This window comes from Dawidia soli (genome assembly GCF_018598185.1).
GTDB classification, from domain to species: Bacteria; Bacteroidota; Bacteroidia; order Cytophagales; family Cyclobacteriaceae; genus Ohtaekwangia; species Ohtaekwangia soli.
The window spans coordinates 30,566-47,352 of sequence record NZ_JAHESC010000013.1 but is presented as its reverse complement, the minus strand read 5'-3'; the positions used below and the strand labels follow the sequence as shown (position 1 = coordinate 47,352).

Here is a 16,787-nt window from a genome sequence, read left to right as displayed (position 1 = left end):
ATAATATATTTGGGCCTGGATCCGAACAGGATTCATATAAATCAGGCCGGTTTTCCAAACCATGTTTTCTCGAAATATTCAGCATCAGCTTAAAAATTGGAAAGGCAACCCCGATCGGAAACCTTTACTCTTGCGGGGTGCCCGTCAGGTTGGGAAGACTACGGCGGTCAGGCTTTTTGCCGAATCATTCGACCAATTTATTTACTTGAATCTCGAGAAGCCGGAAGATGCTAAGCCATTTCGTGATTTTGACAACATCGAAAAGCTCATCGAAGCGCTCTTCTTTTTGAAGGATAAGGATCGGAGTATTAAGGACACACTGATTTTTATAGATGAGATCCAGGAGGAGCCCAGGGCCATCGGATTGCTCCGGTATTTCTACGAGGAGTTCCCCGATTTATACGTTATCGGTGCCGGATCGCTCCTCGAAACCGTCCTGGATGAATCGGTTAATATACCGGTAGGTCGTGTTGAGTACCTGGTTGTTCGCCCGGCGTCGTTCAATGAGTTCCTCGGGGCGATGGGCGAGTCAGCCGCCGCGAGCCAGTTTGATATCGTGCCGCTGAATGACTTCGCGCATGATAAGTTGTTACAGCTGTTTCACACGTATGCGTTGATCGGTGGCATGCCTCAGATTGTACGTCATTATGCAGAGAACAGAGATCTTGGGGCGTTGACGAGAATTTACGAATCGCTCATCGTGTCCTATATCAACGACGTTGAGAAGTATGCCCGAAATGCGACCCTCACCCAGATCATTCGCCACTGTATTACAGCCGTCTATATCGAGGCAGGTTCGCGGATCAAATTCCAGGGCTTTGGAAATTCGCTGTATGGCCGCCGGGAAGTGGGAGAGGCTTTGCGAACGCTCGAGAAAGCGATGCTCATTCATTTGGTATATCCGACGGTCCACACCGAATTGCCGATACGCCCTGACCTAAAAAAATCGCCTCGCCTTCAGGTCCTGGACACGGGTATGCTCAACCATTTTGCCGGTCTGCAAAAATCTGTGCTGGGGGCTACCGACCTGGAGGTGGTGTACAAGGGCATGATCGCCGAGCATATTGTGGGGCAGGAAATCCTGGCCTCACGGTTCGAAGTGCTTCGTGGACTGAGCTTTTGGGTGCGTGACAAGGCAGCCAGCACGGCGGAGGTCGACTACGTTGTAGCGTATGAAGATATGTTGATTCCGGTGGAAGTGAAATCGACTCCGACAGGCGCACTACGTTCGCTTCACCTTTTTATGGACCATGTCGATCATCGTTTCGCTGTGAGATGTTACCCGGGACAACTTCGCATTGATAAAATACAAACACAAAATAGCAAAGAGTATTTTTTACTTAATCTTCCGTATTATCTGTCGTTTAAACTTGATGCGTACATTGAATGGTTTGTTAATAGTGATCCGGAATCAGTAACGGGGAAATGACGCCCCGGGGATACACTGTCTTCTGTTTAAATATTCTCCAGGCATTGATGGGCAATGAGTTGCGCGGGGTTGGGAACGTTGATATTTATCAGTATTTGTTTTGAACGTGTTTTCTTAGCTTTGTGCAATGCCTGCCATGGAAGAGAAGATAGAACACGCCACAATTACCTACGATGTAGAAAAGCTCCGGGCCGCACTGGCCACGCATTTACGCAATCAGTTGCCCGCGGACGCCTGGACCTGGTTAGAGGAACGCGCATCGCTGGTTTCAAAAGCCGGGAACATCCAACAATTTGTGATAGGCTTTTCAGCCATGCCACGCAAGACGGGCAAGAAACCCCTGACCCTTTCTGAAGCTGAACAGTCCGCGCTGCAAGTGATCCGGCCCGGATTAACGATCCGTCACTGGACCATCGACCGGCTTAGCCGCGTGTGGCTGATGCTGCACCTCGATACCACCGACAAAGAGCAGTATATCGCCACCATCGAAAATCTCTTCCCCACCGCCGAGATGAACGAGCTGGTAGCACTATATTCGGCCTTGCCGCTGCTGGCCTATCCCGCCGCGTGGCGTGCGCGTTGCGCCGAAGGCATTCGCAACAACATCGGCGACGTGCTGGAGTCGATCATGTGCGACAATCCCTATGCCTCCGAAAACCTCGACGAGCCGGCGTGGAACCAACTGGTATTGAAAGCCATCTTTACCGAAAAGCCCATCCACCGCATCGTCGGTCTCGACGCCCGCGCCAATCAAACACTGGCCCATACGCTGTCGGACTTTGCGCATGAACGCTGGGCCGCACACCGCCCGGTGCCACCCATGCTGTGGCGTTGCATCGGCAATTTCATCGACGAGCGGATCTTCCCCGACATACAACGCATTGCGTATTCCGAAGTCAATGCCGAGCGCGAAGCCGCAGCCCTTGCCTGTGCACAGAGTAACTATAAGCCTGCCCGTGAGCTCGTAGACAAAGCTGTCGATCTCAAAGCCATCCTCGACAGCGGCGCGACGTGGGACAAACTCGCGCAATGAACCTTGAATATTCGATCCTGAATCCTGAACTTTGAATCTTTAAACCACATCCTTATGTGCAGCAGTCACGAACTATCCGAAAGAAATCTGGAGCCTCGCGTCGACATGCCCCTGTACCTCGAGAGCATCAAAGGCATGAAATTCTTCGACCCGCACGTGCACATGACCTCGCGCACAACCGACGACTACCAGGCCATGGCCGACGCCGGCGTGGTGGGGCTGATCGAGCCCGCCTTCTGGCTGGGGCAGCCGCGCACCGGGGTGGCGACGTTTAAAGATTATTATAGCAGCCTCATCGGCTGGGAGCGCTTCCGCTCGTCACAGTTCGGGATCAAACATTATTGCACCATCGGCCTCAATTCACGCGAAGCCAACAACGAACCGCTCGCCGAGCAGGTCATGGAGATCCTGCCGCTGTTTATTTACAAAGAAGGCGTGGTGGGCATAGGCGAGATCGGCTTTGACGATCAGACCGCCGCCGAAGAAAAATTCTACCGCGCGCAACTGTTGCTAGCAAAAGAAGCGTCGTTGCCGGTACAAGTACATACACCGCACCGCGATAAAAAACGCGGCACCCAACGCAGCATGGACATCGCCCTGGATTGCGGGCTCGCCCCCGGCATAGTCATCATCGATCACAACAACGAAGAGACGGTACAAGAGGTGCTGGAGCGCGGCTTCTGGGCAGCGTTCACCATTTACCCCTTTACCAAGATGGGCAACGAACGCATGGTAGAGGTTGTAAAGAAATATGGCCCCGAGCGCATCATGATCAACTCCGCCGCCGACTGGGGCATCAGCGATCCGCTGGCCGTGCCCAAGACCGCCGCGCTGATGAAACAACACGGCATCTCCGACGAGGCCATTCAACTTGTTACCTATAAAAATGCCATCGCAGCCTTTGGTCAGAGCGGTCAGCTGAACGAAGCTGATTTTGCCGGCGCGCAACAGATCGATCAAAGCCAGAAGTTCGAAGGCAACACCGTACTGCGCGGCGGCCAGCAGCCCCGGGTAGACAAAGATTCGCTCATCATCCGCTGACATGAAAAAACCTACGGGCTATTTGCGCCTCATGCGCCCGGCCAATATCGTTACCGCCGTGTCGGATATCCTGGCCGGTGCGGCCCTCGTGGGATATGCCGGAATGGGTGACCAGCACCCGTCTTCATCGCTGTCGCTGGGCTGGCTGATCCTTTCCACCATCGGGCTGTATGGCGGCGGCGTAGTGTTCAACGATGTGTTTGACGCCGCGCTCGACCGGGTAGAACGTCCCGAGCGGCCCATCCCCAGCGGGTTGATCTCCGTGAAGGAAGGCGCGTTGCTCGGCAGCATCCTGCTGATCGGCGGCATCGGAGCGGCCTTTATGTTTTCGCCTCTTTCGGGAGCCATTGCCGTTGCCATTGCAACGGCGGCGCTGGTGTATGACAAGTGGGGCAAACACCACAACGTTCTGGGGCCGTTGAACATGGGCCTCTGCCGGGGCCTCAACCTCTTGCTGGGCATGACCCTGCTACCGGAAACGATCACACACGTGGGCTTCCTGACCATCGTTCCCCTTTTTCCAATACTGTATATTGCCGCCATCACCATGATCAGCCGTGGCGAAGTACACGGCGGCAAAAGCAACACCATTCTTGCTGCAGCCGGTTTATACGCGGTTGTCATCGTAGCCATCGCCACCTTGTCGATCACCCACCAGGCCTATTACGCCCTCGCATTCCTTGCGCTGTTCATCGCATTGATCTTTCCGCCGTTGGTTCGTGCCTTTCACGAGCCCATCGGCCCCAACATCGGCAAGGCCGTCAAAGCCGGCGTGCTGGCATTGATCATCATGAATGCCAGTTGGGCCGCCGCGATGGGAGCCATTTTCCTGGCCATAGGCATTGCTTTGCTGCTGCCGGTGTCGATTGTACTGGCCAGGCTGTTTGCCGTTACATAAGCCCAAAGGCCTCTTTTTGACGGCAAATACGCCCTTTCTGTGCCGTTGGCCGTGGGTCGCTGGATTTTGCCGTGGACGGTAAATCGGGGGACGCTGATTTTTCCTATTTTTAGCGCCTCATTAAGGGAGGGGGACCTATCTATGGAGTTTTTGCAGCAGTCGTTCAGTGTCCGGTTCGATTACAAAGTATTTTTTACCACACATCTTTTCAGCACCGAAAATCCCGGCTTCCGGGACTTTCTAACCGTCGAAAAACGATCCGAGATCCCACCCAAGGTACTCGTTGTGCTCGACGACCAGGTACTCGCGCATCACCCGCGCCTGATCGAAGACATCAAAGCCTATTTCAAGACCGTTGCCAACGTGCACCTGGTGGAGGACGTAGTCATCATCCCCGGTGGTGAAGCAGCCAAGAACGACGAGAAATTGTTTTACAAGATCGTCGATGCCGTAAACGATTATAAGATCGACCGGCATTCATACCTCGTCGCCATCGGCGGAGGCTCTATCCTCGACCTGGCCGGTTACGCCGCCGCGGTATCGCACCGCGGCATACGCCACATCCGTATACCCACTACGGTGCTGTCGCAAAACGACTCCGGGGTGGGCGTGAAGAACGGTATCAACTTTTATACGAAGAAAAATTTCCTCGGCACGTTTGCTCCACCCGTCGCCGTGTTTAACGACTATCATTTTCTGACGACGCTCAGCGACGTGGACTGGCGTTCCGGCATCTCCGAAGCCATCAAGGTGGCGCTCATCAAGGATGCCACGTTCTTTCACTGGCTGGTAGACAATGCCGCGAAGCTCGCCCAACGCGATATGCCCGCCATGCAATACCTGGTAAAGCATTGCGCCGACCTGCACATGCAGCACATCCGCAGCAGCGACCCGTTTGAGCAGGGCTCGTCACGCCCGCTCGACTTTGGCCACTGGAGTGCACACAAGCTTGAGCAGCTCGCGAAGTTCAACATCCGCCACGGCGAGGCGGTGGCCATCGGCATCGCCCTCGACACAGTATACTCACACCTGAGCGGACGACTCACGCGCGAGGCAATGGATCAGATCCTGCAGGTGATTGAAACGCTGGGGCTGCCCATCACGCACCCGCTGCTGGAAGTGACCGGCGACAACAGCCCGCTGCTCAAAGGCCTCGAAGAATTCCGCGAGCACCTCGGCGGCAAGCTCACCATCACACTCCTCAAGGGCATCGGCCAAGGCGAAGAAGTACACGAAATGGATGGCGCGCTGATACAACAAGCCAGCGAATGGCTGAAGAATAAAAAGTAACGATCATGCAGACATCGGCGGGACATCTGACCTACTGTACCAATATACATGCCGGCGAAAGCTGGGAAGATCACTTCGCAGCGCTCCGGCAGAATATACCCGGCATCAAAAAACGCATCCGCGCCGACGCCCCCTTCGGCATCGGGCTGCGCTTGTCACATCAGGCCAGCCTTACGTTGCAGCAGCCCGACGCCTTGCGTGCGTTCCAGGATTGGCTGCGCCAGGAAGACTGCTACGTGTTTACCATGAACGGTTTTCCCTACGGAGGCTTTCACCACACCCACGTAAAAGACCAGGTACATGCGCCCGATTGGACCACGCCCGAACGCCTGGCCTACACGATACGGCTGTTTGATATCCTGAAAGAGCTCGTCCCTGCTGGCATGGAAGGTGGTATCTCTACTTCGCCGCTGTCCTACAAATACTGGCATCCTGCCACGCAATATCCCGAAGTCTTTAAAAAGACCACGGGACAGATCCTGGACGTTGTTCGTCACCTGGTCGGTATCCGCCGCGACACCGGCAAGCTGCTGCACCTGGACATCGAGCCAGAACCCGATGGACTGCTGGAAAGCGGCCCGGAGTTCTTTGACTGGTACGATCAATACCTGCTGCCGATGGGCAAGACGTATCTGCAGGCGCACGCCGGCATGGACGCCGCCGCGGCAGAAACAGCCATCCGCGACCACCTGCAGCTCTGCTACGACGTGTGTCACTTTGCCGTAGGATATGAAGATCACGCCACCGTCGTGCGGCAACTGCGCGAAAAGAAGATCAAAACAGGCAAGATCCAGATCAGCGCGGCGCTGAAAGCCGACATGCCAGCCGATAAAGACAAACGAGCCGCCGTCATACAGGCCTTCCGCCAGTTTAACGAATCGACATATTTACACCAGGTGGTGGCCCGCCAGGACGACGGCACGCTCAGGCGTTATCCCGACTTGCCCGAAGCGCTGGCCGATGCCGGCAACGCCGGTACACGCGCCTGGCGCTCGCACTTTCACGTACCCCTGTTCATCCAGGATTACGGGCTGCTGCGTTCCACACAAGAAGATATCCGGCAGGTGCTGACGATCCAGGGGGCTACACCCTTTACAGGCCACCTGGAAGTAGAAACCTATACCTGGGAAGTATTACCCGAGGCACTCAAAGCGCCCTTGTCCGAATCCATCCTGCGCGAAATGGAGTGGGTGATCAGTTTTATCAATAAAGCGTAAAGACATGCAGAAAACCGTAGTGATCGATATCGTGGGGCTGTCCACCGGCCTGATCGGCGACCACACCCCGTTCCTCAAAAAATATACACAAGCCAACTTCGTACAGACCATCGCGCCGATGCTGCCCGCGGTGACTACGGCGGTGCAGTCTACCTACGTGACTGGCAAATGGCCCAGCGAGCACGGCATCGTAGGCAATGGCTGGTACGATCACACCGACTCGGAAATCAAGTTCTGGAAGCAGTCTAACAAGCTGGTGCAGGCCGAGAAGATCTGGGACAAGGCCAGGCGTCTCGATCCCACGTTCACCACTTCCAAAATGTTCTGGTGGTATAATATGTACTCCACCGCCGATTACTCCGTCACACCACGGCCCAACTACCTGGCCGACGGCCGCAAGATGCCCGACTGCTATTCGGAACCAGCCGCGCTGCGCGATGAGCTGCAAAAAGAGCTCGGCACCTTCCCGCTGTTCCAATTCTGGGGACCCGGTGCCAACATCAAGTCCACGCAATGGATCGCCGACGCCTCGGTGATCACCGACAAAAAGTATAATCCCACGCTCACACTGGTCTACCTGCCACACCTCGACTACTGCTTGCAGAAGTTTGGACAGGATTTCCACCGCATCGCCAAAGAGCTCGGGGAAATAGACCGGGTAGTGGAACAGCTCGTGACGCATTATACCAAAGCAGGGGCACGCATCATGCTGCTGTCCGAGTATGGCATTACCAACGTCGATCAACCTGTGTACATCAACCGCGTACTGCGCGAAAATAACTGGCTGGGTATCCGCGTAGAGCGTGGCCTGGAGCTGCTCGATGCAGGGGCCTCTAAAGCCTTTGCCGTAGCCGACCACCAGATCGCGCATATTTATATAAAGGACTCCGCGTTGGTCGGCAAAGTTAAAAGCGTGGTGGAAAAGATCCCCGGTGTAGAGCTCGTGCTGGACAAGCAGGAACAAAAGGCTTACCACATCGATCACGAACGCTCCGGCGACCTGGTGCTCATGGCCGATGCCCGCAGCTGGTTTTGCTACTATTATTGGATGGACGACAGCAAAGCACCGGATTTCGCGCGGTCGGTCGAAATCTTTAAGAAACCTGGCTACGACCCCGTAGAAATGTTCATGTCCTCCAAGCTGCGCGCAGCCTACAAGTTGCTGCGTAAAAAAGCGGCACTGCGCTACGTCATGGATGTAATTCCCCTGGATGCCACGCTCATCAAAGGCTCGCACGGCCGGGTAAATACACCCGTCTCGGCGCACCCGGTGCTGATCACCGACAAAGCCCTGGCTAAAAAGGAACTGATGCCCGTAGAAGTATACGACGTCATCGGCGATTATCTGGGCATATAGCGTCTTTATTTGTTATAGCGATAGATCCATTCCGTCGCGGGCCGTCCTGGGCCCTGCGACCTGAACTCGTGGTATTAAATCTTAATGAGCGTATGCAGGAGATTAGTATCGAATTTTTGAAAACCGTGCTTTTGTCAGATTTTCCTTCAGGGTCTTCCATTAACTATCATACGGGAAGATTTTTTGTTGTCGGAGACGACTCGACAAATCTGCTCGTGTTGGACCATGCTTATCAGAAGATGGGTTCCGTTCATCTCTTCGACCACACCGAAAAACGTATTCCGAAGGCCGACAAGATCGATCTGGAGGGCTCAACCATCATCACCAGCGAAGGGGTTCCCCATGTATTGGTCATTGGTTCAGCCTCGCGCAAGAACAGAAGACGCATATTGCTCATTCCGTTGTCTGCATCCGACACACCGTCAGTAGAGCACACGATCTACAAGACAAAAACATTTGTGAAACGATTGGAGTCTTTAGGGATCGAAGAAACAAACCTGGAAGGCGTAACCGTTGTCGAAGATCATCTCTTGCTGGCGAACCGGGGTAATCACGAGCATCCCGAAAATCACCTGATCAGAACACGTCCCAATTTTTGGGAAGATCAGGAACAGGTATTTATTTCCGCGCGCCCCATATCGTTCCCCACCAAAACTGCCGGCCAGTTCGTAGGCGTCTCCGAACTATGTTACGTGCACGAGCTGGACCTGCTGCTCCTGACATTATCGACCGAAAACACATCCAACAGCTTTGATGACGGCGCCATTGGCGATAGTTTTATCGGCCTGCTGTCAGGAGCAACCGCCATGCTACGGGAAGAATGCCCGGTCCAGCTTGATCAACTAATAAATCTCAGCGACGTTAATACTTGTTTTAAAAACGAAAAAGTGGAGGGCATCTGTGTCGAGTCGGTAGCGCCAGATGGCCTGCTGATACACCTCGTTTCCGACAATGACAAAGGCGAAAGCAGGTTATTCAAGATCAGGCTACACCTGACCCTATGAGCTGCCACGTACTGTGTCCGCCCGCATCTGGCGCCGGTGTTAAGCACCGATCCGCCAGCTGGCGGAGTGGGTGCGTCACCGGTGCCACGTATGGTGGCGGTCTCCGACCGCCTTTCCGCCCCGCTTATTTTATCAGGTACCGCTCCGTCCACGTACGGCTGGAATCATTCACCCGTATCAAATACAATCCAGGCGACACCGCCGGCAATGTTACCGAGATCTTTGAATCAGTAACACGATATTCATCACTCATCATGCGCTTGCCCTGACCATCCAGGAAAGACAGCGAAACCTTCTGCGCGGTAGGATTCACCCGGATGGTAACATCGTTCGGCTCCCCACTCTTCCCCGGAACGGGATACATCACCACATGACCTTCCTCCGAAGAGAGAATTTCCGTCCCTGCCACCCGCGCCAAAGGAGCACCGGGATAAAGCTGCGACGCCGGTACAACCTCTCTCACCTGCAGTACGCCTGACCATTCCAGCTTGGCTTTCGCTCCGTACGCATTCTCATAATACTCCATCCGGATATCATACTTTTGTCCGGCGTTGAGCAAGATGGTTCCATATACGGTAGAGCCGCCATCATCCTTCCATTTATTGATAATAAGCTGATTGTTTACCCAAAGCCTTCCGCCGTCATCGTTTGTGATGTAGAAAGTATACTCCCCGGAATAGCGCGGTTGAACCTGCCCCGTCCACCGGGCAGAGAACTGGTCGGCATTGACCCCCGTGGCAGGCGACCCGGACGCCCAGTCAAAATTGACCACGGCATCGGTACGCGTGAGCACCGGCGTTTCGAAATTCATCCCATTGAAATAATTGCCCGTCAGGCCGGTCCCATTGCCATTCACCGGGGCGACATCGGGCATGAGGTCCATTTTCCAGCGTTGGGCGTCGTTGTTCGGACCGTCGTGCCACTGGCCTACGTTGGTGCCGGGCTCTGCGCTGTTATTCGATACATCCAGGCACTGCGTGGTGCCCTTGTGCGTCAGCTTAACATAGCTGCCGATCAGGTCGATCTTCCACCGTTGCGCGTCACCGCCCAGGTCGTTGTACTGCTGTACATTGGCACCGGCGGTGCTGCTGTTGCCGTCGACATCCAATACCATCGGCGTACCTTTATGACGCAACTTATAATGACCGTCCGACTCCAGCGTAACATACCAGCGCTGGGCATCGTTCGTGTTGTCTGTCCATTGATGTACATTGGCACCGGCGGCGCCGCTGTTGCCCGCCACATCCAGGCACTGATTAGTGCCCTTGTGCGTGAACCGGTATAAACCACCCGACACGATCGGAACCTCGATCAGGTCCAGCCTCCAGCGCTGCGCATCGCTGTTGTTATCCAGGTGCTGCTGCACATTGGCATTGGGCTGATTGCTGTTGTTGACCACGTCCAGACATTGGTTGGTACCTTTGTGTGTGATCTTGAAATATCCGTCCGACATAGCCTCCAGTTTCCAGCGCTGGGCATCGTTCCCCAGATCGGTATACTGCTGCACGTTCGCATTGGATTGATTGCTGTTGTTGACCACGTCCAGGCATTGATTGGTGCCCTTGTGTTTCAGCTTATAAAATCCATCGGACTCTAACGTTATCACCCACCGCTGTGCATCATTGTTACTGTCCGTATACTGCTGCACATTCGCACCGGGCTGACTGCTGTTGTTGACCACATCCAGACACTGGTTGGTGCCCTTGTGCGTCAGTTTATAGATCCCGCCCGAGACGATGGATAACGGCGGGCAGGAATTATCGGGTATTCTCGGCACCACACCATAGTTTGTCATGTTGACATTATCGATCAACCCCGCGTCGTTAAAATACATCCGGTCGATACAAACCTTCCGCTCGCCACCGAGGCCGTTTTCATAACGATGGTAGATGATATAATATTCGTCGCAGTTCCCGATCTTCAGAACCGAATGATGGCCAGGTCCTTTGTCTTCGCTGTTGGATTGTAAAATAACGCCGCGATAGGTCCATGGGCCGGTAGGAGAGGACGCCGTAGAATAGCGAACATTGTAGGTGTCGTTATACCAGGCACCGTTGGAGTACATCATATAGTAGATGCCGTTTCGTTTCACCAGGAACGGAGCTTCCGTATAGCCCTGCGGCGTGATGTTCGTCGGCCCCGTAGCCAGTGAGATCATGTCGGGATTCAGTCTTCGAACCACCATCTGCGCCCCGGACGATCCCCCGTAGTAGATATAGGCCTGTCCGTCATCGTCCACGAACACCATGGCATCGATGATGTCGTTCGTGTAGGGGTCGGTTCCGATGAGGGGAGACCCCAGGTCGGTAAAGGGCCCGATCGGCGTATTCCCCACCGCGACACCTATTTTTACTTCCGCGGTATAGTAGAAATAATACTGGTTGTTCCTAAACGCGACACCCGGCGCCCAGCCATTGTTCTCAGCCCAGGTACATTGTGGACCGATGTCGAAGATCACCCCCTCATCCTTCCAGTTTGTCAGATCGAGGGACGAATAGGCATGAAACTTTTTCGTGTCCACGGACGTCGTGTAGATATAGTAGAGGCCGTTGAAATAATGGATTTCGGGGTCAGCCCCGTTGATGAGCGGGTTGCCTGTAAATTGAGGTTGAGATTGTACTTGCGCCCAAACAAGGAGTAATGCAAGCAACATAAAGATATTTCTGGCTTTCATCGGTGGTCATTTGGTTTTAGGAAGCAGTATTTTGTACCGGAATTTTCCGATCCGGGCCTGTGGATAAATCCGTGGGCTCTTATCACAAGTGCACGGAAGGAGTTGTTTTTACTCTTGATTAATGTGTTTTTTTTTCCAAAGAGCTCATTCATGCGGGAAAAAAGACATTTTTATGGAGTCTTTCGGATAGGATATATTTTTGTATGGATAAAGATGATTTTAATGATGCTGCTAAAAAGACTGCTCGTTTTCTTTGGGTTTGTTACGGCTTCCTGCGCGTCCGGATCAACGACGCAGGATATTGACGATATTCTCGCGGGGCATAACTATACATTTGAATTTGCGTATGAAGGTTGCTTTGGCGGAGGAACGGAAACCATCGTCATACAAGACAAGAACATCGCGATCTATACTTTCCCGGTATTTGGTGAAGCGGACCGGATAAAAGAAAAGGTGGATACTTTTTTCTGGACAGGCGAAAAGGAAGCCCTCTTACGCGAAATATGCCTGGCCGGAATCCAATTTTCGGACACGCTGGGATCCTGCACCACCACTACCCAATATGAGTTAACAGGTTCGTCGAAATCCATAACCTTCACGGATCGTAATTGCGCGCTGACCGACGCGATTGAAAGGTTAGTAAAATAGTTGAAACGGGATGACAAAGCGCACGGGTTAGCGTTAAAAAAAGCGAATTTGGCGATGTTCGCCCAGTAGGATTCACATCAGAGCCCGGAGGCCCTGCATGGTTCGTGCGCCCACACGAAGAATCTTCAGAATGCATGACTGATCACCTCAAACTATCCGGAAAATTCCGGTATGCAGTCATTCAATTGATTAGATATTCAATAGATATAGGATATTTAACAAAGGGATTATGAATAGATATTCAATAGTTATATAACTATTGGATATCTTCTTCTTAAACTTCTCTTTTAAAAAATATATTTATTCAGAATATAGTAACATGGCTGGCTTTTCGTAGATTCGGTCTGGACACCGTTAGAACATTTGATGTTGTCTGAAAAACCCTCGTTACCCTAAAACCCATGAACTATGCCTTTTCTGGAAGGACCATTCGCCTTTACCGGCAAGCTGGACATGCTCAGCGCGTATCGCATGCGCGGCGTCGACAAGATCGTTGTTCGACGAAAAGGCGGTCCAAGCGCGGAAAAAATAAAAACAAGCAAAAGCTTTGAAAATACGCGCCGGACGATGTCAGAGTTCGGTGGCTGCTCGCGTCACGGCAGCTATGTACGCAAGGCCATGAATCAAGTCCGTCGGCTGTCGGACTATAATTTTGGCAGCGATATCAACAGTGTGATGCGCCAGGTACAACTGCGTGACGGCACCAGCGAATGGGGCCGCCGTCGTATCGCACTTTCGGAACATACGCGTCTGCTCGAAGGTTTCTCGACGACACAAAAAGCGCCCGCCTTTGATTCCATCGTGCGCGCCCCGGTATACTATACCCTGGATCGTCATGATCGTTCTGTGCGCGTGGACCTTCCCGAGCTGCTCCGCGATATTAATTATTTTCCTCGGAACAACCATGCGATGTTTCGTCTGACGATCACGCTCGGCATCGTGCCCGACCTAACATTCGATGTTCCCTCGAAGGAGTACTTACCGCCCTGGTGGTATAGCTCCGCCTATCATTCGATCAGTACATCTACGGATTGGAGCCCATCCCTGGAAGGGATGCCCGGTTCGACACTCGAGCTCGCCATGGAGGCACTCCCTCCGGGCGACGATGCGTGGACGCTGATGCTGTCGATCGGAATCGAGTATGGCGCGGTGCGCCAGAATGGAACGATCGGAGAAGTACGGCGATTTGGCGCTGCGAAGATCATGGGGCTGCAGGGAAAAGATGGCGAGTCAGAAGAAAGCGGCGGCGAAATGATCGAGGACAGTGGCGAGCGCAATGGCGAAACCGGGATCGTGAGAGAAGACGTGCCTGCCAGAGACCCCCAGGATGAACCAAGGGCTATGGCTGCTCCGGATATGCAGTACGTATATACCATGAAAGAGCCGGCGACAGAGAAAAAAGAAGTCCGCGTCTATACTTATACCATTCCGGTATCCGCGCGGGAAGAGCTGGACGACATCTGCGCGACGCGCACAGCGGAACCAGAACAAATTGCATTAACCCCTCCCGAAACTCGCGATAGCGGACAACGCTCGACGGACTCAGGAAAGTTCTTTTTTGCTGAAAATACTTCCGTCGCGAGTTTCTTTCCACGGATGAGCAAATCCTCTCCAGGTTTCCAACCTCGATGGATACTGTCCGGTCCGCCGGGCTGATGAAACCGGCGTCGCCAGCTCATGCCCGATGAGAAGAACGACGGCGAGCCTACTGGCCCTGGCGGTAGCGGATAGACCCCTGCCGTAGTGAAATTTAACGGGCAACAATTCTGTGCAAAATTCTCCGGTGTCTTTTAATGGAAGACATCCGGGAAGCTTTTTGTCAAATTTACCGTTCGACCGGACACAACCAGCGTTTTGTCTTGTTACCCTTTACTCAACAGATTTTCACGTTAAAACAGATGCCATGAAACAACATTTGTTCATTTTCTTCTTTCTGCTGATCGGTCCGTGTGGCTTCTCACAAGCAGATCAGCCGGCCGTCAAAGAGGACTTCAAGCCTTCGACGCTGAATCAACCCGGGCAGGAATATCCGCAAGTCAATTCGCAGGGGTATGCCCGGTTCAGGATCCAGGCAGTGGCTGCCGATAGTGTCGGGGTCAGCCTGGGCCTGGGCGGAAAGGGCGGCACGAAGCTTGCAAAAACGGAAGACGGTTACTGGATGGGCACAACGGCGGGCCCGATGGACGAAGGATTTCATTATTACAATGTCAATATCGACGGCGGTAAGTTTAATGATCCCGGGGCATTGAATTTTTATGGTTCGGTGCGATGGGAGAGCGGGATTGAAATTCCCGCGCATGACCAGGACTTTTATGCGTTGAAGGATGTGCCGCATGGAAGCGTTCACCAGGTCCTTTTTCCCTCTGAAAGCACGCATACATCGCGCAGGGCGTTCGTATATACACCTCCCGGGTATGAAAAGGATCAGTCAGTCCGATACCCGGTATTGTATCTGCAGCACGGATGGGGCGAAGACGAAACAGCCTGGACGAACCAGGGACGCGCTAACCTGATCATGGACAACCTGATCGCCGAGGGTCAGATCAAGCCGTTTCTTATTGTCATGACATACGGAATGACCAACGACGTTAAGTTCGGTCGGATCAGAGAGTTCGATGTCAAATATTTCCAGGCTGTCCTGGTCGACGAGCTGATCCCGTATGTGGAGAGCAATTTCCGGACGATAGCCGACCAGCAACATCGTGCGATGGCCGGCCTGTCTATGGGAGGGATGGAAACCCGTATGATCACCATGAACAGACCCGAGGTATTTTCGCACTACGCCTTGTTGAGCGGAGGCACCTACAAACCAGAAGATATCCGCGACAAGTCAAAAGTAAAGCTGGTCTTTCTGAGCTGCGGCAGCAAAGAACGACCTGACGGTGTTAAAAGCGCTGCTGCCGCCTTGAAAGATGCTGGGTTCAATTCCGTGTCCTATATTTCTGAGGGTACTGCGCACGAATTCCAGACATGGCGAAGAAGCTTGCGGGAGCTCGCGCCACTGTTGTTTAGGAACTAAACGAATGTGTAGCGGTGGTGCGATAGGGTATAATATGCGGTAAAAGACAGGGCCCTGACGGTATGTGCGTCAAGGCCCAGGGGATTAAAGCCTCCAGAAAAAAGGATCGTCTGTTATCAGGCGGTGATGCGCAGGAACAGGTTGATGCCGAGCGGTTCCTGCTCTACGTGAATGTTTTCTTCCCGGGCGCCGGCTAAAAGCGCGAGGCGTGTCAGCTCTTCTTTGCTGCGATGGATCAGGTTCCATTCGCCGAACATTTCCATGTACCCGCGGGTGCTGTTGTCTTCGGAGAAATTGCCGACGATTATCTCGCCGCCAGGCTTGAGCCAGGTCAGGAACTTTTTGATGGACGTAACAAAGATCCTGTCTTCGAAATAGTCGAATAGTCCGGCGGACCAGATCACGTCGAACTTCTCCGGTGTAGAGAATCGAAGAATGTTCTTGTGGACAAACCGGATCTGCCCGGTGTGTGCTTTGCAAAGGTCGGTGGCATAATCAATGGCGCGGGCGTCTACATCGACACACGTGGTCGACAATGTTTTCGGGTCGATCGTCCCGTAAAGCTCCTGTACATCCCGTGCCGGACCGCTGGCCACATCCAGAAGCTGTAGCGGTGTGGTGGCCGCGCTCAATTTTTTCAGCATGAGCTTTTTGAAGTATTCTTTCCTGTTGCGGACAGCTTCGGTCGCTTCGCAGTAATGGAAATACCGATCCCATTTTTTGTATTCGGCCAGTCTGGCGTGATGATGCGTATAGATCTTATCGATCAATAAAAAATCACCGGCATAGCCGAAAGGTTTGAGGTATGCGTGGCCGTGTATCGTAGCGTTCAGGAAGCTGTCATGGAACACGCTTTTCAGATCTTCTATTTCCCGCTGCGAGAGGCGTCCGTACTGCCAGTGCGCATATAGCGTCGCCATGGTCTGATCGAGTTTGGTATAATCTTTTAGATCGGGGCCTCCTTTTTCGACAAGCGCTTGCAGTTGCGCCTTGATCTCCGATGCTGATCCAACGGTCGGGAAGCTCTCGGTGATGTATACGCCCAACGAGTCGTTTGCGCTCTCGCGCGAAATGAAAGGATTTACTTGTAATTCCATTTTATTGAGGGGGTTTATTATTGAATTTTATTTTCTAAGGCATGGCGGTGCCGATGCAACGATACACATCGTCGCACATG

The 16,787-nt window shown here is 53.3% G+C and carries 13 protein-coding genes; 11 read left to right on the top strand and 2 right to left on the bottom strand.

The features are described 5' to 3' along the window. Positions 1–61 precede the first annotated feature (61 nt). The 8 genes from KK078_RS10790 to KK078_RS10755 all read left to right on the top strand — a co-directional run bounded on the left by KK078_RS10790 (position 62) and on the right by KK078_RS10755 (position 9,269). On the top strand, positions 62–1,429 hold the full coding sequence (locus tag KK078_RS10790) for an ATP-binding protein (protein WP_254090282.1): 1,368 nt from the start codon (positions 62–64) through the stop codon (positions 1,427–1,429). 136 nt (positions 1,430–1,565) lie between these two features. Next, positions 1,566–2,462, top strand: coding sequence for an EboA domain-containing protein (locus KK078_RS10785; RefSeq protein WP_254090281.1), 897 nt, complete (start codon positions 1,566–1,568; stop codon positions 2,460–2,462). Positions 2,463–2,567: 105 nt separating this feature from the next. Further along, on the top strand, positions 2,568–3,503 hold the full coding sequence (locus tag KK078_RS10780; RefSeq protein ID WP_254090353.1) for a TatD family hydrolase: 936 nt from the start codon (positions 2,568–2,570) through the stop codon (positions 3,501–3,503). A 1-nt stretch (position 3,504) separates the two neighbouring features. Further along, a complete protein-coding gene (gene eboC / locus KK078_RS10775) occupies positions 3,505–4,401 on the top strand; it encodes a UbiA-like protein EboC (RefSeq protein ID WP_254090280.1) in 897 nt (298 codons plus the stop codon). 141 nt (positions 4,402–4,542) lie between these two features. Next, positions 4,543–5,691 (top strand): 3-dehydroquinate synthase, encoded by a 1,149-nt coding sequence (locus KK078_RS10770; RefSeq protein WP_254090279.1) that lies wholly within the window; start codon positions 4,543–4,545, stop codon positions 5,689–5,691. Between the two features lie 5 nt (positions 5,692–5,696). Beyond that, positions 5,697–6,908 carry a metabolite traffic protein EboE gene (gene eboE, locus KK078_RS10765; protein WP_254090278.1) on the top strand — a complete coding sequence of 404 codons (1,212 nt, stop codon included), beginning with the start codon at positions 5,697–5,699 and terminating at the stop codon, positions 6,906–6,908. Between the two features lie 4 nt (positions 6,909–6,912). Beyond that, positions 6,913–8,265, top strand: coding sequence for an alkaline phosphatase family protein (locus KK078_RS10760; RefSeq protein WP_254090277.1), 1,353 nt, complete (start codon positions 6,913–6,915; stop codon positions 8,263–8,265). Between the two features lie 92 nt (positions 8,266–8,357). Then, positions 8,358–9,269: a DUF6929 family protein gene (locus KK078_RS10755; protein WP_254090276.1), complete on the top strand. Its 912-nt coding sequence runs from the start codon at positions 8,358–8,360 to the stop codon at positions 9,267–9,269. Between the two features lie 124 nt (positions 9,270–9,393). Here the strand turns inward: KK078_RS10755 and KK078_RS10750 are convergent, their stop codons facing one another. Further along, positions 9,394–11,943 (bottom strand): RICIN domain-containing protein, encoded by a 2,550-nt coding sequence (locus KK078_RS10750; RefSeq protein ID WP_254090275.1) that lies wholly within the window; start codon positions 11,941–11,943, stop codon positions 9,394–9,396. A gap of 222 nt (positions 11,944–12,165) precedes the next feature. On the opposite strand from KK078_RS10750, the gene KK078_RS10745 reads away from it, so the two are divergent. The 3 genes from KK078_RS10745 to KK078_RS10735 all read left to right on the top strand — a co-directional run bounded on the left by KK078_RS10745 (position 12,166) and on the right by KK078_RS10735 (position 15,610). Then, positions 12,166–12,591: a hypothetical protein gene (locus tag KK078_RS10745; RefSeq protein ID WP_254090274.1), complete on the top strand. Its 426-nt coding sequence runs from the start codon at positions 12,166–12,168 to the stop codon at positions 12,589–12,591. 408 nt (positions 12,592–12,999) lie between these two features. Then, complete coding sequence (locus KK078_RS10740; RefSeq protein ID WP_254090273.1) at positions 13,000–14,247, top strand: hypothetical protein; 1,248 nt, start codon at positions 13,000–13,002, stop codon at positions 14,245–14,247. 247 nt (positions 14,248–14,494) lie between these two features. Next, positions 14,495–15,610 (top strand): alpha/beta hydrolase, encoded by a 1,116-nt coding sequence (locus tag KK078_RS10735; RefSeq protein ID WP_254090272.1) that lies wholly within the window; start codon positions 14,495–14,497, stop codon positions 15,608–15,610. Between the two features lie 116 nt (positions 15,611–15,726). On the opposite strand, the gene KK078_RS10730 is transcribed toward KK078_RS10735, so the two are convergent. Beyond that, positions 15,727–16,707 (bottom strand): class I SAM-dependent methyltransferase, encoded by a 981-nt coding sequence (locus KK078_RS10730; protein ID WP_254090271.1) that lies wholly within the window; start codon positions 16,705–16,707, stop codon positions 15,727–15,729. Positions 16,708–16,787 lie beyond the last annotated feature (80 nt).

Bases quoted from the DNA above. Each gene is read 5' to 3' on its own strand.
- KK078_RS10790 (WP_254090282.1), top strand. From the start codon at position 62: ATGTTTTCTCGAAATATTCAGCATCAGCTTAAAAATTGGAAAGGCAAC.
- KK078_RS10785 (WP_254090281.1), top strand. From the start codon at position 1,566: ATGGAAGAGAAGATAGAACACGCCACAATTACCTACGATGTAGAAAAG.
- KK078_RS10780 (WP_254090353.1), top strand. From the start codon at position 2,568: ATGCCCCTGTACCTCGAGAGCATCAAAGGCATGAAATTCTTCGACCCG.
- eboC (WP_254090280.1), top strand. From the start codon at position 3,505: ATGAAAAAACCTACGGGCTATTTGCGCCTCATGCGCCCGGCCAATATC.
- KK078_RS10770 (WP_254090279.1), top strand. From the start codon at position 4,543: ATGGAGTTTTTGCAGCAGTCGTTCAGTGTCCGGTTCGATTACAAAGTA.
- eboE (WP_254090278.1), top strand. From the start codon at position 5,697: ATGCAGACATCGGCGGGACATCTGACCTACTGTACCAATATACATGCC.
- KK078_RS10760 (WP_254090277.1), top strand. From the start codon at position 6,913: ATGCAGAAAACCGTAGTGATCGATATCGTGGGGCTGTCCACCGGCCTG.
- KK078_RS10755 (WP_254090276.1), top strand. From the start codon at position 8,358: ATGCAGGAGATTAGTATCGAATTTTTGAAAACCGTGCTTTTGTCAGAT.
- KK078_RS10750 (WP_254090275.1), bottom strand. From the start codon at position 11,943: ATGAAAGCCAGAAATATCTTTATGTTGCTTGCATTACTCCTTGTTTGG.
- KK078_RS10745 (WP_254090274.1), top strand. From the start codon at position 12,166: ATGATGCTGCTAAAAAGACTGCTCGTTTTCTTTGGGTTTGTTACGGCT.
- KK078_RS10740 (WP_254090273.1), top strand. From the start codon at position 13,000: ATGCCTTTTCTGGAAGGACCATTCGCCTTTACCGGCAAGCTGGACATG.
- KK078_RS10735 (WP_254090272.1), top strand. From the start codon at position 14,495: ATGAAACAACATTTGTTCATTTTCTTCTTTCTGCTGATCGGTCCGTGT.
- KK078_RS10730 (WP_254090271.1), bottom strand. From the start codon at position 16,707: ATGGAATTACAAGTAAATCCTTTCATTTCGCGCGAGAGCGCAAACGAC.